Origin of the sequence: Segatella baroniae DSM 16972 = JCM 13447 (genome assembly GCF_000426585.1) — a bacterium.
In the GTDB taxonomy this organism is placed as follows: domain Bacteria; phylum Bacteroidota; class Bacteroidia; order Bacteroidales; family Bacteroidaceae; genus Prevotella; species Prevotella baroniae.
In genome coordinates this window covers 106,434-122,815 of sequence record NZ_AUFQ01000003.1, presented here as the reverse complement: position 1 = coordinate 122,815, position 16,382 = coordinate 106,434, and the positions used below count along the sequence as shown (strand labels likewise).

Below are 16,382 nucleotides of genomic sequence, written 5' to 3'. Positions count from 1 at the left end.
GTTATGATTTCTTTAAAAGTTCAATTTCTTTTTTGAGGCGGTTGATTTCCTTGTAGAGGTCTGGCAGTTTCTGGAAAATAGCCTGCGATTTGAAGTAAGGCAACTTCTCCATGGGGGGGGTGCCGATTAGCGCTTGGTTGGCCTTTATGCTGCTTGGCACCCCAGATTGTGCCCCAAGAAACACCTTGTCGCCTATAGAGATATGCCCAGCGACACCAACCTGTCCACCAAACATGCACCATTCGCCAACTTTCGTACTGCCAGCAATGCCAACCTGGGCCGACATCACCGTGTTCTTTCCCACTTCCACATTGTGGGCTATCTGAACCAAGTTGTCCAGTTTCACCCCTTTGCGGATGATGGTGCTGCCCATCGTAGAACGGTCTACACAGGTGTTCGCACCTATTTCGACATCGTCCTCAATCGTAACGATTCCTATTTGTGGAATCTTATCGTATTTGTCACCATTCGGCGCAAATCCAAAGCCGTCGGAACCGACCACGCAGCCGGCATGAAGAATGATATTGTTGCCCAGTTTGCAATGGTGATAAATGGTGGAATTGGGATAAACAATACAATTATTACCGACTTTTACATGCTCGCCAATCACTGCATGGGGGTAAATCTGGCACCCGTCTCCAATTTCCGCGCCTTCCGCCACGTAAGCAAATGCGCCTATGTAGCAATCCTTGCCTATCTTCGCATCGGGAGAAATGAATGCAAGCGGGTCGATTCCCTGCTTTTTCGGCTTGGCAGCCTCATACATTTGTAGCAGTCGTGCAACGCAGTCACGCGCGTTTGCAACCCGAATCAGTGTCGTGTGGACAGGCCCGTCAAGTTGCAGCGTTTCGTCAACCAAGACGACAGATGACTTTGTATTGTAAATATAGTGGATGTATTTCTTGTTGGAAAGAAAGGAAATCGCCCCTTCTTCTCCTTCTTCAATTTTTGCAAAAGTGTTGACTGTAGCGTTTTCGTCACCCTCAACTCGGCCCTGAACAAACTGGGCTATCTGGCTCGCAGTGAATTCCATTTTGTAAATCAAATTGAATTAGTTTTGCAAATATAGCAAAATTTCCTCATAAAAGAAGATGGCAAGGATAATATTTGCCAATTTTTCAGAATCTTAGTCCTTGCCACCTTATTAATATTATAGCGTTTGAAATGTTGCGGGAATCGACTCGAAAGCAATCGTTCCTATCGCATTTCCAGTTCTTTCGCCATTTCCTGCTGCAGCTCTTCGGCCTTTCCGGCAACCAGGCTTGCATATTGTTCCATACTGCCTGCGTCTTTTTCACATGGATAAAGTATGCCCCGTGAAGAATTGACAAGCAGCCCGCAGTCCTTCGTCATGCCATATCGGCACACCTCACTCAGGCTGCCACCTTGCGCACCTACGCCCGGTACGAGCAGGAAGTGGTGGGGAGCGACCTTGCGAATGTCTTTAAACATCTTGCCTTGGGTGGCCCCCACCACGTACATCATGTTTTCCTCATTGCCCCATTCCTGGCTTTTGCGGAGCACTTTCTCGAACAGCCGTTCGCCGTCGCGGTCTTCCATCAGTTGGAAATCATGCGAACCCTTGTTGCTGGTCAGTGCCAGCAGGACAACCCATTTGTCCTTGTATTCCAAGAATGGCTTTACGCTGTCTTCTCCCATGTAGGGAGCTACAGTCAGCGCATCCAGATTATATTCTTCAAAGAAGGTCTTGGCATACATCGTACTCGTATTTCCAATGTCTCCGCGCTTGGCGTCCGCGATGATAAAGTGAGTGGGGTAGAACTTCTTGATATATTCAATCGTATGTTCAAAAGCCATCATGCCTTTGATACCATAGCATTCATAGAATGCCAAATTGGGCTTATAGGCAACGCAATAGGGAGCGGTCGCGTCAATAATCATCTTGTTGAAGGCAAATATTGGCTCATCCTCCTGAAGCATTTGCGTCGGAATTTTCTTCAAATCAATGTCCAATCCTACACATAGAAATGATTTCTTTGAAAATATTTGTTTAACAAGTTCTTCTCTGTTCATATTCTTTCCTTTATAATTTTCTGTGATTTGAAAAACTATTTGCCAACTTCGGTCTTTGGCAAATCCTTAGTCTCCGTTGGAATCCTTTTGGATGAGGTCATGAGATTTACAAATTCTTCGGCCTGTACGGTCTTTTCTTTACTTTCATTCTCATCCGTTTTCTTTGTGTACCTAATGCCCATGATGATAGTTATTTGTTTAACAGCTGTTACAATTCGTTTTCTTTCATCTTCTCCGCGTTTTCCGCCACGGTCAACGCATCAATCATGTCTTGGATGTTACCTCCCAAGAATCCCTGTAAATCATGAGTCGTGAAACCGATACGATGGTCGGTTACGCGGCCTTGTGGGAAGTTGTAGGTACGAATCTTTGCAGAGCGGTCGCCCGTTGATACCAAACTCTTGCGACGATTGGCAATGTCGTCCACGTATTTCTGGTGTTCGCGGTCGTGAATGAAGGTATAGAGACGGCTCAGCGCACGCTCCTTATTCTTCGGCTGGTCGCGGGTTTCAGTACATTCTATCAGGATTTCCTCCACCTCACCGGTGTTCGGATTCTTCCATGGATAGCGTAGACGAACACCCGATTCCACTTTGTTCACGTTCTGACCGCCGGCTCCACTCGAACGGAAAGTATCCCATTTGATATCACCTTCGTTGATGTTTACTTCAAACTTGTCGGCTTCGGGCAATACAGCAACCGTAGCCGCGCTCGTTTGCATGCGTCCATTGCTTTCCGTAACGGGAACGCGTTGTACACGATGCACGCCGCTTTCATATTTCAACGTGCCATATACATCGGTGCCACTGACCGCAAAGTCAACTTCCTTGAAGCCGCCCACGGCACCTTCAGAAGCATCGGTTACGCTCAGTTGCCAGCCTTTGCTGTCGCAATAGCGCTTATACATATTAAATAAGTCACCGGCAAACAGACAGGCTTCGTCACCTCCGGTCCCGGCTCTGATTTCCATTTGTACATTCTTTGAGTCTTCCGGATCTTTCGGAACCAGCAGTATCTTGATTTCCTCTTCCAGTTTAGGCTTCAGTTCTTCATTGTCCTGCAATTCTTGACGCGCCATGTCCTTCATGTCCGCGTCGCTTTCGTTCGTCAAGATATCTTTGGCCTCTTCGATTGAATTGAGACAATCTATGTAGCGTTTGCGGGCATTCATGATGTCGCCCAGGTCTTTCCACTCTTTGGTGAGCTTCACGTATCGCCCCTGATCCGCTATCACATCTGGGTCTGTAATGAGGGTACTTACTTCTTCGTAACGAGCTTCAAGCCCGTCTAATTTCTCGAGTATGCTATTATTTTCCGGCATATTGTTTATTTATATTCGAACGTTCCAAATTCGCTGTGAATGGTAAGGCTCTTCTGTCCTTCCTCAATGTGTCCCACAATTTGGGCATCTATATTGAATTCTTTACTGATGTCGATTACTTTTTCGGCAACTTCAGGCCGCACGTAGATTTCCATTCTGTGTCCCATATTGAACACCTGATACATCTCTTTCCAATCTGTTCCGGAGCAATCATGGATGGCTTTAAACAGCGGTGGTACGGGGAACATGTTGTCTTTGATTACTTTGCAGTTGTCGTTGACGAAATGGAGCACTTTCGTCTGGGCTCCGCCTGTGCAATGCACCATGCCATGAATCTCCGGCCGCATTTCATCCAGTATTCTCTTGATGACCGGCGCGTAGGTACGAGTGGGAGAGAGAACCAGCTGACCTGCATTTATGGGCGAACCTTCTACGGCGTCTGTCAGCTTGTAACGGCCGCTGTAGACCAATTCGAATGGTACAGCATGGTCGTAGCTTTCAGGATAATTCTCGGCCAGATACTTGCTGAAGACATCATGACGTGCCGAAGTCAGGCCATTACTACCCATGCCGCCATTGTAACGGCTTTCATACGTGGCCTGTCCCGTGGAACTAAGGCCAACTATAACGTCACCCGGTTTGATGTTGGCGTTGTCAATTACATCGGCTCGTTTCATGCGGCAAGTGACGGTTGAGTCTACGATTACCGTGCGCACGAGGTCACCTACATCTGCCGTTTCGCCTCCGGTCGGGTAAATTCCTATACCCATCTTTCGCATATCGGCCAGCAAATCGTCCGTACCATTGATGATAGCAGATATAACTTCGCCGGGTATCAGCATCTTATTGCGACCGATGGTGCTCGAAACGAGGATGTTATCAACGGCACCCACGCAAAGCAGGTCGTCCGTATTCATAACGATAGCGTCCTGAGCGATACCTTTCCATACACTCAAGTCGCCAGTTTCTTTCCAGTACATATAGGCCAATGCCGACTTGGTACCGGCACCATCGGCGTGCATGATGTTGCAATATTCCGGATCACCGCCCAGAACATCGGGGATAATCTTGCAGAAAGCCTGTGGAAAAATGCCCTTGTCAATATTCTTGATGGCATTATGCACATCTTCTTTGGCGGCAGATACGCCGCGCATCATATATCTGTTGTCCATGATTCTTTCTCTTATATATTAAATCTGTGCTGCTCTATTCGTCCTCATGCCAAAAGTCCCACGATACGAAAGCCTGCAAAAGCAACATCTCAAGTCCATTCTTTACGGTCGCGCCATACTTCGCGCCCTGCTTCATGAAGAGCGTTTCGTCGGGGTTATAAAGCAAGTCATAGAGTAGGGTGTGGCTGTCCATCGCTTCATAGGGAAGCTGAGGGCACTCTTCGGCATGCGGATACATGCCGCAGGGGGTGCAGTTGACGATGACCCTGTATTCTTTCATCATGCTCTCGGTGATGTCGTCGTAAGTAATGACGCCTTGACCTTTATGCCGACTGACGAAAACCGTCTCCAGCCCCAATGACTTCAAGCCGTAGTCAATGGCTTTGGCGGCACCGCCGGTACCCAGAATCAACGCTTTCTTGTGACATGGTTCCAACAGCGGTTCTATGCTTCGTGTGAATCCCACCACGTCACTGTTGTATCCTTTCAGGATTGTTTTCTTGCCTTTATGCGACACTTTCACGACATTGACGGCACCAATCGCTTTGGCCTCGGGCGTGATTTTGTCCAGATAGTCCATTATCTGCTGCTTGTAAGGTATCGTAACGTTGAATCCTTTCAGTTCCGGATTCTGCGCGATGACCTCGGTCAGTTCCTTGATGGATGGAATCTCGAAGTTGATGTACGTGGCATGGATATGCTCATTCTCGAATTTCTCATTGAAATAGTTCTTCGAGAACGAATGCCCAAGGGTGAGTCCAATCAGTCCGTATTTGTCCATAATCTTGTGGTTTTATTTTTCTGCGAAGTACATGGTGCAGATTCCGAAGGTGAGCCGCTTGAAACTTACTTTGGAAAAGCCGGCCCGTTTGAGCACCTCCATCATGGTTTCGCCTTGCGGGAACGCTTCTATCGTCTTGTTCAAGTAGCTGTATGCGCAATCATCATTGGAGATTATTCTGCCATAGAGGGGGAGCACCGTGTTGGCATAAAGCCAAAACAACTGCTTCATCGGGAATGAAACAGGTGTCGTCAGTTCGACGACACTCAGGTGGCCGCCCTTCTTCAGCACGCGACACATCTCCTTCAACCCTTGGTCCAGGTCGGGAAAGTTGCGTATTCCGAAAGCGGCCGTCACGGCATCGAAAGAGTTGTCGGCAAAACTCAGCCGCATGCAGTCTTCCTTTACGAAGGAAATGATTTGGCTTAGTCCAGCTGCTTTCACCTTTTCTTCGCCTACCTTCATCATTCCTTCCGAGATATCCGAACCTATTAGATGAACCGGCTTGAGCATTTTGGCGGCCTGCAAGGCGAAATCGGCTGTGCCCGTAGCCACGTCCAGCATGTTTTCGGGGCGGTAGGGGGCCAACTGCCTGATGGCTTTCTTGCGCCAGTATTTGTCAATATCCCACGACAGCCGGTGATTCAAGGTGTCATAGGTGAGAGCAATGTTGTCGAACATCGCCTCCACCTGCCGTCCTTTGTCACCTTCGTGGTAAGGTTTTATCTCTTCCTGTTTGTACATCTTATTTCCTGCCTGCCAGATAGGCACTCACGTTCTTTTCGATACGGGCGTTGATGTCGCCTTCTTCTGCGGCCTTGTCAAACTTCTCTCCCGTGATGTGCTCGTAGAGTTCGATGTAGCGTTCGCTCACGCTCTCGGCATATTCGTCAGTGATTTCGGGCATGGTCTGCCCGGGTTCGTTCATGAAGTCGTGCTCGATGAGCCACTGGCGCACGAACTCCTTGGACAGCTGCTTCTGAGGTTCGCCTTTCTCAAACTTCTCTTCGTAGCCGTCGGCATAGAAGTAGCGGCTTGAGTCAGGGGTATGAATTTCGTCAATCAGATACACCTTGCCGTCGCGCTTGCCGAACTCGTACTTCGTATCCACGAGGATGAGGCCCTGTCGGGAGGCTATTTCCTGCCCGCGCTTGAAGAGCTTGCGCGTGTAGTCTTCCATGACGGCGTAGTCTTCGGCCGACACGATACCTTGACTGATGATCTCCTCTTTCGAGATGTTCAGGTCGTGACCTTCGTCTGCTTTGGTTGTGGGCGTGACGATGGGCTCTGGAAAACGCTCGTTCTCACGCATGCCTTCAGGCAATTTCACACCACAAATCTCACGACAGCCGTTCTTGTATTCGCGCCACGCGCTGCCCGTCAGAATGCCACGGATAATCATTTCGACGCGAAAACCTTCGCACTTCAGGCCTACGGTGACCATGGGGTCGGGGGTGGCCAGCTTCCAGTTGGGACAGATGTCGCTTGTCGCATCCAGGAATTTGGCGGCAATCTGGTTCAGCACTTGCCCCTTGAAAGGGATCCCTTTAGGCAGAACCACGTCGAAAGCGGAGATCCTGTCGGTGGCAACCATCACCATGAGGTCGTCATTGATGTTGTACACATCACGTACTTTACCGTGGTAAACACTCTTTTGTCCATCAAAGTGGAAGTCAGTCTTGGTTAATGCTTTCATTGGGGATATTTGTTTTTAAAACCTTGTCTTTGCGAGTCTTCTTCTCTTCGTGTGCTTTGTCGTAGGCGTCGTAGGCATTGACGATGCGGGTCACGAGCTTGTGGCGCACGATGTCCTTCTCTCCCAGTCTCACAACGCCTATTCCCTCCACGTCAGCCAGGATGTTGAGAGCCTCTTTCAGTCCGCTCCGCTGCTCGTGGGGAAGGTCTATCTGGGTCATGTCGCCCGTCACGATCATCTTCGTGTTCCATCCCATGCGGGTCAGAAACATGCGGATTTGCTGCGGCGTCGTGTTCTGTGCTTCGTCCAGAATGACCACGGCGTCGCTCAACGTGCGGCCCCGCATGAACGCCAAAGGGGCAATCTGAATGACATGTTTCTCCATCATGTCCTGCAACTTCACGGCCGGAATCATGTCTTCCAGGGCGTCGTAAAGCGGTTGCAGATAAGGGTCGATCTTGTCCTTCATGTCGCCGGGCAGGAATCCGAGCTTCTCGCCCGCTTCGACGGCGGGGCGCGACAGGATGATTTTCTTGACGGTCTTCTCCTTCAAGGCCCTTACGGCCAGCGCGATGCTGAGATAAGTCTTGCCCGTTCCGGCCGGTCCCACGGCGAACACCATGTCGTTCTTCTCCACGGCGTCAATCAGTTTCTGCTGATTTTGGCTGCGGCTCTTGATGGGGCGGCCCGAAATGCTGTAGACCAGCACGCCCTTCACGGCGTCGGCCTTGGTGGCGTGGCCGTGCACGATGTCGAGAATGTCTTCGTCGTTGATTTGATTGTATCTGAGAACGTGCTTGCGCATGCGTTCGATGGCGTCCTCGAATTTGGCCATTTCCTCCTCGTCTCCCAGCACCCTGACCACGTCGCCGCGTGCCGCTACACGCAGTTTGGGGAAAAGAGACTTGACCATTTGCAAATGACCATTGTTGACACCGTAAAACGCAACGGGGTCGATATCTTCAAGAACGATATGCTTCTCTATCAAAATAAGGAGTCTTTACTTGATTGTAATTACGCTGCAAAAATATAAAAAAACAGCGAATGCGACAAAGATATCTATGCTTTTTGTTACCTTTGTGCCGCGAAATAAGGAAAACGGAAATGATTTTGAGCAAGAAAAGATACATTCAAGGTTTTGGTATCATCGTGGTTGTTCTGGGGATGGTGAGGTGTGCCTTTCCCGAAGTGGCCTCTTCACGCTCTCCAAAGGTTTCCGTGCCGGCTGCTGCCGATACGCTTGTGGCGCCATTGCAGCCAGCCGATACCGATACGGTGCGCTCTTTGGCCGATATCGATACGCTGCCGGCTGCGGCCAGCCGTTTTTTCAAGGCCGACGGCACGCCTGTCAAGAACCGGATCATGAGCGTTCCGCATTTCGGCAACACCTTTCCCGACCAGAACGACGTGCAACTTGCTTCGGCGCAACGTTGGGGTGTGAAGCCGGTTGCCGACCGTGCCGACGCCGAAGCGCGGAAGTCGGAACTGGTCTACGTGGGCAGCAATCCTTATTTCTTCGTCGACAAGCTCCACAACAGTGTGCCTTATCTCGTTCCCCGAGCCTCTGCGTTACTTCAAGAGATAGGACGTAACTTCTTCGACAGCTTGCAGATAAAGGGCATACCTTTGCACAAGATTATCGTCACGAGCGTATTGCGCAGCAAGGCCGACGTGGCCAAGCTGCGGGGGCGCAACCAGAACGCCACAGAAAACTCGTGCCACCTCTATGGAACGACCTTCGACGTGTGCTACAATCGCTACAAAACCGTTCAGACCGCCGACCAACCGCGGCGCGAAGTGCGCAACGACAGCCTGAAATGGGTGCTGAGCGAGGTGCTTCGCGACATGCGGCAGTCCAACCGTTGTTGGATAAAATACGAAGTGAAGCAAGGTTGTTTCCACATCACCGTCAAGTAAGTTCCGTTCAAAAGCCCATCCACCAAGGTCTTGTTGTCCGATGATTGTTTCCTGCCGACAGGCCCGTCGGTTGAAAAACGGCCGATTCCATCGTGTTTCTGAAATCTTTTCATGTTCCAAACATGGCCCTTTTGTGCAGTAAAAGCACATCTTTTACAAGCCGAAAGCAGCCCTGTCGCAAGGCGGAAGCAGCCCTTTTTGGCGGCGAAAGCCGTGCTTTGACAAAATGGTCTTGGGACAGATGGATTGGAAGCGTTTGACTTGGGATTTGCACGAACTGTAAAACAGGAAACGAAGAAGCCCCTTGTGGGAAAAGAAAAAGTGCCAGTCCAAGGGGTGGATTGGCACTTTTGCGTGTCTCAAACAGAGACGAGGAAGGCAACATCAATAGTCGTCGTCGTCGCTGACGCCTTCCGCTTCCAGATTCAATTCGTCGGCATTCTCGTCGAAAGTCGTCCTGTAGCTTTCTTCCGTCAGTTTGTCCTCGTCGAAGGAGTCCTCTTCGTCATCCGCATCGTTATAGAGGTTGTCCACTTCGGGAAGTTCTTCCTCGTCGTCCTCTTCAAAATCGTTCTCAAGTCCTTGTCTGTCCAGTTCCTCTTCGGTCTCAAACTTCACCCTGGACCTTGTCATTTCGGGCTTCTCTTTGGCGAAAATGGCTTCCACCCACAGCCCCTTGGAGATTTCAAGAACCTCAAAGCCGTCGTTCACCTTCTTCTCATACATGCCTCCGGGCTTGTGCAGCCGGTTGGCCGGGAGGGTGGTGGTGCTGATGTCAAAGCCCGACTCGATGATGTCCTGAATGCTTTGGGAAAGGCTTTCCCAGCCGCCGCCGAAGTTGCGTTCGAGCACTTCTATCAACTTGGACGCCGATATGTGGCGTATATTCTCATAGGTCAAATCCGTCACGCGCATGATGGGCTTCTTCTTCAGCCCCACCTTCACCTTGGTGTTTTCATCTATGCGGATGACACCGGTCTTGAATCCGCGTGATTCAAGCTTGTTGACAACTTCCGGCTTGTCTATCTTGACTTCCTCCATGTCATAGGCGCTCCGTATGATATCCGTGTAGTGTCTTACATTATCCTTCAAATCAATGTCTTTCTCGGCAGCTTCCCACATTCTGAATATGTCATTTTCCTGGGTATCCCATACATTGCTTTTGTTTAATGTTTTGAGTGTCAGAGCTTTTAATACTTTCATACGTACATTCAATGTTTCATTCGCTGCAAAAGTATATACTTTGCCCCATATTCACAAACTTTTATTGTGCATTTTTTGTTGGTCTATCATATATTTCCTATTTTTGTAGGCGCAATGACAACCGAACCTTTAGCAGAGAGATTGCGCCCCAAAGCGCTTGAAGATTATGTGGGCCAGCAGCATTTGGTAGGCACGAACGCCGTGCTCAGGCGAATGATTGATTCCGGCCGTATCTCTTCGTTCATCCTTTGGGGGCCGCCGGGGGTGGGCAAGACGACTTTGGCCCAGATCATTGCGAACAAGTTGGAGACCCCTTTCTACACGCTCAGTGCCGTGACAAGCGGCGTCAAGGATGTGAGAGACGTGATAGAACGGGCCAAGAACAACCGTTTTTTCAACACACAGTCACCCATTCTCTTCATAGATGAAATCCACCGGTTCAGCAAGTCGCAGCAAGACTCGCTCCTGGGGGCCGTCGAGAAAGGCATTGTCACGCTGATAGGCGCGACCACGGAGAATCCGTCCTTTGAAGTGATAAGGCCGTTGTTGTCGCGCTGCCAGCTCTATGTGCTGAAGCCTCTCGACAAAGAGGCCCTGCTGGCGTTGTTGGAGAGGGCCGTCACCCAGGATGTCGTGTTGAAGGAAAAACACATCACGGTGAAGGAAAGCGACGCGATTCTACGCTACAGTGGAGGGGACGCGCGGAAATTGCTCAACATCCTCGAACTTGTCGTGGAGGCAGCCGACGGCGACGACATCGTCATCACGGACGACATCGTCGTCAACAGACTGCAACAGAATCCCCTTGCCTACGACAAAGACGGCGAAATGCACTACGACATCATTTCGGCTTTTATCAAGAGTATCAGAGGCAGCGACCCCGACGCCGCCCTCTATTGGATGGCGCGCATGATCAAGGGGGGCGAGGACCCGCAGTTCATTGCACGCCGGCTCGTCATCAGTGCGGCGGAAGACATCGGACTGGCCAATCCCAACGCGCTTTTGCTGGCGAACGCAGCCTTCGACGCCGTGATGAAAATTGGTTGGCCCGAAGGCAGAATACCCTTGGCCGAGGCCGTGGTCTATTTGGCGACAAGTCCTAAAAGCAACTCCGCGTACAATGGCATTGCGACGGCATTGCAGACGGTGGAGCAGACGGGCAACCTCCCTGTCCCGTTGCATCTCAGAAACGCACCCACGGAACTCATGGCACAGCTGGGCTATCATGACGGATATAAATACAGCCACGACTATCCCGACAACTTCGTCGAGCAGCAATATCTGCCGGACGTTATACGAACCCATAGAATCTGGCATGCCCAGCATTCCCCCACCGAAGAAAGGCAATACCAGCAAATGCTGAGATTGTGGGGAGACAGATTTAAAGAATAGATAACAAATTGAAATTATGAAAATCGTAGACTTAGATGGCTATGCGGCAAATCCAGGAGATTTGTCGTGGGACAGACTCAAAGAGTTCGGTGAACTGATCGTTTACCCGAGAACATCTGCCGACAAGGTGGTGGAAAGGGCACACGATGCGGACATCATCTTGGTGAACAAGGTGAGGATAACGGATGGAATCATGGCACAATTGCCCAAACTTAGATATATTGGCGTTTTGGCTACGGGCTATAACGTGGTGGACATTCAATCTGCCAAAAAGCGCGGAATCATCGTTACAAACATTCCGGCATACAGCACAGACAGTGTGGCCCAGATGACTTTCGCACATATCCTGAACGTTTTCAACAAGATAGACCATTATGCGCAGCAGACCAGGAGCGGCAGATGGAGTTCCAATCCGGACTTCTGCTATTGGGACACCCCGCTTCAGGAACTGGCAGGCAAGACGTTGGGGATAATCGGCTTGGGAAACATCGGTTGCAAGGTAGCCCAAATCGCCCGCGACTTCGGGATGGACGTCTTCGCCTTTACAAGCAAGAACTCAGCGGACTTGCCTACGGGCATTCAGAAAACGACATTCGAGGGACTGCTCTCCGTCAGCGACGTCCTGAGCCTTCATTGTCCGCTTTCTGAGTCGACACGGCATATCATCAACGAAGACAGCATTTCGAAGATGAGGCAGGGAGCCGTTCTCGTCAACACGGGCCGAGGCCCCCTCGTCGATGAAACAGCTGTGGCGGAAGCCCTCAAGCAGGGGAAACTGCGAGCCTATTGTGCTGACGTAATGGAAGAGGAGCCGCCCAGGAAAGACAATCCGCTCTTTTCGCAACCCAATGCGTTCATAACACCCCACATTGCGTGGGCGACCACCGAAGCCAGGCAAAGGCTGATGGACTTGTGCGTATCGAATATAAAAGCATTCGTCAGCGGGAATCCAATCAACGTCGTCAACCCTTGACAGAGATAATCAATCCTTATGTTTTATCAGGACATAGACTTCGTACACACAATTCAGCAGGCGCTTGAGTTTGTCGGCACGCTGGCGTTCGCCATATCGGGCATTCGCCATGCGGCTGCTCGACACTTTGATTGGTTTGGCGGATTCGTCTGCGGCTTCGCCGTGGCCATAGGCGGCGGAACCATTCGCGACGTCATGCTGGGTGTCACTCCTTTTTGGATGACGTCGGCCCTCTATATCGGTTGCACATTCCTCGCCCAGGCATTGGTCATCATGTTTGCAAAATCTCTCAGGAGATTGGACAACGCCTGGTTTGTCTTTGACACACTGGGACTGGCGCTGTTCACGATAGCGGGTATCCAAAAGACATTGCAGTGCGACCATCCCATGTGGGTGGCTATCATCATGGGCTGCATAACGGGGGCCGCAGGTGGTGTTATCCGCGACGTGCTGCTCAATAAAGAGCCCGTCATCTTCCAAAAGGAGATTTACGCGATGGCGAGCGTTGCCGGCGGCAGCCTGTATTGGCTGATGATCAGCGTGGGAATCAACTTGGCGGTGACGGTGATTTCCACTTTCTCATTAATCTGTCTGATAAGATACTTGGCTGTCAGATACCATATTTCATTACCCAAACTAAAGAGCGTGGAATGACCTTCCACGCTCTTGGGTTTAATGGTGATACGGTTTTGATGGCGGGTGCGGTGCACCTCATTCAATATGCGCCAGCCAATCGTCCAAGATCATCCTTGCAATACTTAGTTTCTCTGGTATCGTTGGAAGATTGTCTTTTGTAAACCAACTCCCTTTGGAAAGTTCATCTTTTTGGAGGCTCAGACTGCCGGAAACATAATCTGCATTGAAGCCCACCATCAAACCGCACGGATAAGGCCAAGGCTGGCTTCCGAAATATCGCAGGTTGGTAATCCGAATACCGGTTTCTTCCATTACCTCACGATGGACAGCTTCTTCCAGTGTCTCGCCTGTCTCCACAAATCCGGCCACCAAACCATAGAAGTCCGACTTGAAGTTGCGGGCATGCACCAGCAGTACCTCTTCTTCCCGATGAATCAAGACGATGACAGCCGTAGCCAGTTGGGGCCACACCTCCTTGCCGCAGGCGGGGCAGCGCTTGCTGATGTCGGTGTGCAGGACAAGGGGAGTGCCGCATCTGCCGCAGAATTTCGTGTTTTGGTCCCAATACAACAACTCATGACATTTGCCGGCCTTGAGATACAGGCCTTGAGGCAATTTATAGAAAGAGCCGCGTAGGTCGCACATTTCAAATGGGCTGTCCGGGACGGCGTCTTCTTCCACCGAGAAGGCTTTGACCAACTCTCCGCTTTCCATGGGCGAGACGGAAAACACGTGTCCGCCATCTGGAACGGTCAAAGGAGGCTCTTCAGAAAAGGGAATCGAGTAGCCGCCGTCAGGCTGCCTCTCCACAAGTAGATTTGTTCGGTGGAAAATGAACCAAAAGTATTTCATCACTTGTCTCCAAACAATATCTTGCGGTCTCGCTGTGCGGCCGGCACCGTCCAAGCCTCTGGAATAAATTTCCAGTTGTTGTTGGGCTTGGGGTCCAAAACCTTCAGCCTCTCTATTTCTTTCATGAGATAAAAGCGCTGATCCTTTTCACTACGCCAAACAATTCGCTTCTCCAGCTCTTCCCGGGGAATGTCGGCACCTTTTGTCAGCAATTCTCCGCCACCATTGCCTCGATAACTGTTGACAGCCACCTTGTATGTCTTGCGCTCGTCGAAAGGCTGCCCGTTGCTCATTCGCAAAATGGTCACCTTCTTGCCGTTCGGCTTTGTCGCATCGACAGTATAGTCAATGCCGGCTGCACTGTCGAAATTGAAAGATAAGTTCTTGAAGCCCAGGCGCTGCTGGTCGCCCCTCGTACTTTCACTCAACAGCAATAGATGGTCGTCGGGCGAAGTCATCGTATTGACCCAAAGGTCGTAGCTCATCTCCAAATGCTTGCGGATTTCCTCTCCCGTAAGTTCCATGACATAGAGTTGATTCTCATATTTGTAGAGATTGAACATGTCTGAAACATATACGGGTCCGGCATTGATTGCGGCATTGAATAGGAGAGGGGCGTTGAAAGAAACATCTGCGCCTGTAATCTGCAGCTGCAGATTTAGAATCAAATCGTTAAAAGCGCTACTCCCGAAAAACGAATCTCTGGAATAGATCGTATTCTTAAACTCGCCGATCTTCTGATTTACAAACCGGTCTACTTGGTCCATTTGTTTTTTGAAATGCGCCATCATACGCTCGTCGACCGGTTGTTCTGTGATGTCAACCAGTTTGCCCGTGACGGCAACTTTGGCCTTCTTCCCGTTTCTGAAAGTCACGTCTATTTTTGCCTCCGCGACGGTGAGTGCATTGTTTGCGGGATCCAAGCAAACAACTTCTTTGCCGTTTGTATCCTTGATGGAGCCGCTAAACCTCGTGTGGTCATGTCCGAAAAGAATCAGGTCAAAGCCAGGAACCTCTCTGGCTACTCGCAGGGAAGCGTCTTCTTCATACTCCGGTGTCACGATTCCCCCTTCTTTGCCACTATGAAACAGGCCGATGACAACGTCGGGATGTTCTGTTTCCTTCACGTGTTTCATCCATCGGCGAGCACAGGTGACCATGTTCTCAAAGCGAAGTCCGCTCCAAAGACTCTCTGTAAGCCAGTTGGGAATGGCTGGTGTCAACAATCCAATTACCGCAACCTTCACGCCACCACGATTAAGGATCGTATAAGGCTTCACATAAGGCTGTCCTGTGGACGTGTCTATGATGTTCGCTCCCAAGACGGGGCACTCCAACTCCTTGATCCATTTGTCATAAACCGGATGTCCGGTCTCTATATCATGGTTCCCGACATTCTCCGCATCATATTTCATGTAATTGACAACATCTGCCGCAACATTGCGACTTTCTGTATTGATGTAGTTGTAATAATAGCAAGTGGGTTGACCCTGGAGAATATCGCCGTTGTCCAGCAGAATGACATTATCGCCAAGCTGTCGGCGCAACGACTCTACATAACTGCTCACTCTGGCCAAAGAACCTTTCTTGGGCTTTCGGTTGATGAAATCATAAGGGAAAAAACAACCATGGACGTCACTTGTTTCAATAACTCGTAATGAAACGGTATGATTCTGTGCCATCACTGAAGGGGAAAATAAGAGCGAAAAAAAGCTCGCGAATACGTATTTAAATGACATAGTTGGAGATGATAAGGTCGCATGCCATGCTGTTGATGCACGCATGTAGGCAATCGTTTTATCTTAAATCAATAATTTCAGCCTTGGGATAGTCCTTGGAAGGGAACTCGAAGATGGAATCTGCCAGCTTTTTAGTGGAAACCTGACTCACAATGATGGATGTCCAACTTGCTCCCTGTCTGAACTTGACCAAACTGGGCTTGTAGCTTGTTCGGTTTATTGTTATATAAAGTTCTTGAATACTCCGCTTTTTGTCTTGTGCCATAAGGTGTACAAGATAAGATTTCTTCGTTCGTTGCATGCTCAATTGATAGCCATTCCTATAAAGCGTCAAGAACTTGTAAGGATTCATCTGAGCTTGTTTCGCCTCATTGGGGGTGGAAATATTCACTTCGTTGGAGCTCTTCATATAGCTCCACTGCGTCTTTCCATTAAACCAAATCGTCGCCTGTGGAGTAGATGCGTAAAACTTGTTCCCCTTCAAACTGATGGAACCTTCGGATTTTATCTTACTCCCTGATATGGAAAAACGTGCTGTTGCTCCTCCTTTGGAAGTAATGACACCAGCGGTTTTGTCCAAAACTTGACGGGCGGTCTGCGCATTTAGACTTACATGGATGGCTAAAAACGAAACGATGACAAGAAATCTATCAATTATTTTCATTA

Annotated in this window: 16 protein-coding genes; 4 read left to right on the top strand and 12 right to left on the bottom strand. The window is 49.8% G+C overall.

All coding sequences use genetic code 11. The features are described from left to right. Nucleotide 1: 1 nt before the first annotated feature. From lpxD to K334_RS0103545, 8 genes are all read right to left on the bottom strand, one after another. Nucleotides 2-1,033, bottom strand: coding sequence for a UDP-3-O-(3-hydroxymyristoyl)glucosamine N-acyltransferase (gene lpxD / locus K334_RS0103585; RefSeq protein ID WP_025880796.1), 1,032 nt, complete (start codon nt 1,031-1,033; stop codon nt 2-4). A 164-nt stretch (nt 1,034-1,197) separates the two neighbouring features. Then, the gene (gene pyrF / locus K334_RS0103580) at nt 1,198-2,034 is read right to left on the bottom strand and encodes an orotidine-5'-phosphate decarboxylase (RefSeq protein ID WP_025880797.1); all 837 of its coding nucleotides are present in this window, start codon (nt 2,032-2,034) and stop codon (nt 1,198-1,200) included. Nucleotides 2,035-2,242: 208 nt separating this feature from the next. Beyond that, nucleotides 2,243-3,355, bottom strand: coding sequence for a peptide chain release factor 1 (gene prfA, locus K334_RS0103570; RefSeq protein ID WP_025880798.1), 1,113 nt, complete (start codon nt 3,353-3,355; stop codon nt 2,243-2,245). 5 nt (nt 3,356-3,360) lie between these two features. Continuing rightward, nucleotides 3,361-4,527: an AIR synthase-related protein gene (locus K334_RS0103565; RefSeq protein WP_025880799.1), complete on the bottom strand. Its 1,167-nt coding sequence runs from the start codon at nt 4,525-4,527 to the stop codon at nt 3,361-3,363. 34 nt (nt 4,528-4,561) lie between these two features. Beyond that, nucleotides 4,562-5,308 carry a shikimate dehydrogenase family protein gene (locus K334_RS0103560; RefSeq protein WP_021589278.1) on the bottom strand — a complete coding sequence of 249 codons (747 nt, stop codon included), beginning with the start codon at nt 5,306-5,308 and terminating at the stop codon, nt 4,562-4,564. A gap of 12 nt (nt 5,309-5,320) precedes the next feature. Continuing rightward, the gene (gene ubiE, locus K334_RS0103555; RefSeq protein ID WP_027444526.1) at nt 5,321-6,052 is read right to left on the bottom strand and encodes a bifunctional demethylmenaquinone methyltransferase/2-methoxy-6-polyprenyl-1,4-benzoquinol methylase UbiE; all 732 of its coding nucleotides are present in this window, start codon (nt 6,050-6,052) and stop codon (nt 5,321-5,323) included. A 1-nt stretch (nt 6,053) separates the two neighbouring features. Then, nucleotides 6,054-7,004, bottom strand: a complete 951-nt coding sequence (locus K334_RS0103550) for a phosphoribosylaminoimidazolesuccinocarboxamide synthase (protein ID WP_027444525.1) — start codon at nt 7,002-7,004, stop codon at nt 6,054-6,056. Then, nucleotides 6,982-7,992: a PhoH family protein gene (locus K334_RS0103545; RefSeq protein WP_025880800.1), complete on the bottom strand. Its 1,011-nt coding sequence runs from the start codon at nt 7,990-7,992 to the stop codon at nt 6,982-6,984. The genes K334_RS0103550 and K334_RS0103545 overlap by 23 nt, the downstream gene beginning before the upstream one ends. 116 nt (nt 7,993-8,108) lie before the next feature. Here K334_RS0103545 and K334_RS0103540 point away from each other — a divergent pair, with 116 nt between their 5' ends. Beyond that, a complete protein-coding gene (locus K334_RS0103540) occupies nt 8,109-8,921 on the top strand; it encodes a DUF5715 family protein (protein WP_025880801.1) in 813 nt (270 codons plus the stop codon). Between the two features lie 384 nt (nt 8,922-9,305). Here K334_RS0103540 and K334_RS0103535 read toward each other — a convergent pair whose 3' ends face one another. Beyond that, the gene (locus tag K334_RS0103535) at nt 9,306-10,124 is read right to left on the bottom strand and encodes a hypothetical protein (RefSeq protein WP_025880802.1); all 819 of its coding nucleotides are present in this window, start codon (nt 10,122-10,124) and stop codon (nt 9,306-9,308) included. Nucleotides 10,125-10,238: 114 nt separating this feature from the next. Between K334_RS0103535 and K334_RS0103530 the strand changes: the two genes are divergently transcribed. Genes K334_RS0103530 through K334_RS0103520 form a run of 3 tightly spaced genes read left to right on the top strand, consistent with a single transcriptional unit; the run spans nt 10,239 to nt 13,143 of the window. After that, nucleotides 10,239-11,516, top strand: coding sequence for a replication-associated recombination protein A (locus K334_RS0103530; RefSeq protein ID WP_036889926.1), 1,278 nt, complete (start codon nt 10,239-10,241; stop codon nt 11,514-11,516). Between the two features lie 16 nt (nt 11,517-11,532). Then, complete coding sequence (locus K334_RS0103525) at nt 11,533-12,489, top strand: D-2-hydroxyacid dehydrogenase (protein ID WP_027444523.1); 957 nt, start codon at nt 11,533-11,535, stop codon at nt 12,487-12,489. Between the two features lie 18 nt (nt 12,490-12,507). Continuing rightward, nucleotides 12,508-13,143, top strand: a complete 636-nt coding sequence (locus tag K334_RS0103520; RefSeq protein WP_021589281.1) for a trimeric intracellular cation channel family protein — start codon at nt 12,508-12,510, stop codon at nt 13,141-13,143. A 57-nt stretch (nt 13,144-13,200) separates the two neighbouring features. Here K334_RS0103520 and nudC read toward each other — a convergent pair whose 3' ends face one another. The 3 genes from nudC to K334_RS0103505 all read right to left on the bottom strand — a co-directional run bounded on the left by nudC (nt 13,201) and on the right by K334_RS0103505 (nt 16,380). After that, entirely contained in the window at nt 13,201-13,977 is a 777-nt protein-coding gene (gene nudC, locus K334_RS0103515) for an NAD(+) diphosphatase (protein WP_025880805.1), read from the bottom strand. Then, nucleotides 13,977-15,659: a bifunctional metallophosphatase/5'-nucleotidase gene (locus tag K334_RS0103510; protein WP_025880806.1), complete on the bottom strand. Its 1,683-nt coding sequence runs from the start codon at nt 15,657-15,659 to the stop codon at nt 13,977-13,979. The genes nudC and K334_RS0103510 overlap by 1 nt, the downstream gene beginning before the upstream one ends. A gap of 115 nt (nt 15,660-15,774) precedes the next feature. Continuing rightward, a complete protein-coding gene (locus K334_RS0103505; RefSeq protein ID WP_036889924.1) occupies nt 15,775-16,380 on the bottom strand; it encodes an outer membrane lipoprotein periplasmic chaperone LolA1 in 606 nt (201 codons plus the stop codon). Nucleotides 16,381-16,382: the final 2 nt, after the last annotated feature.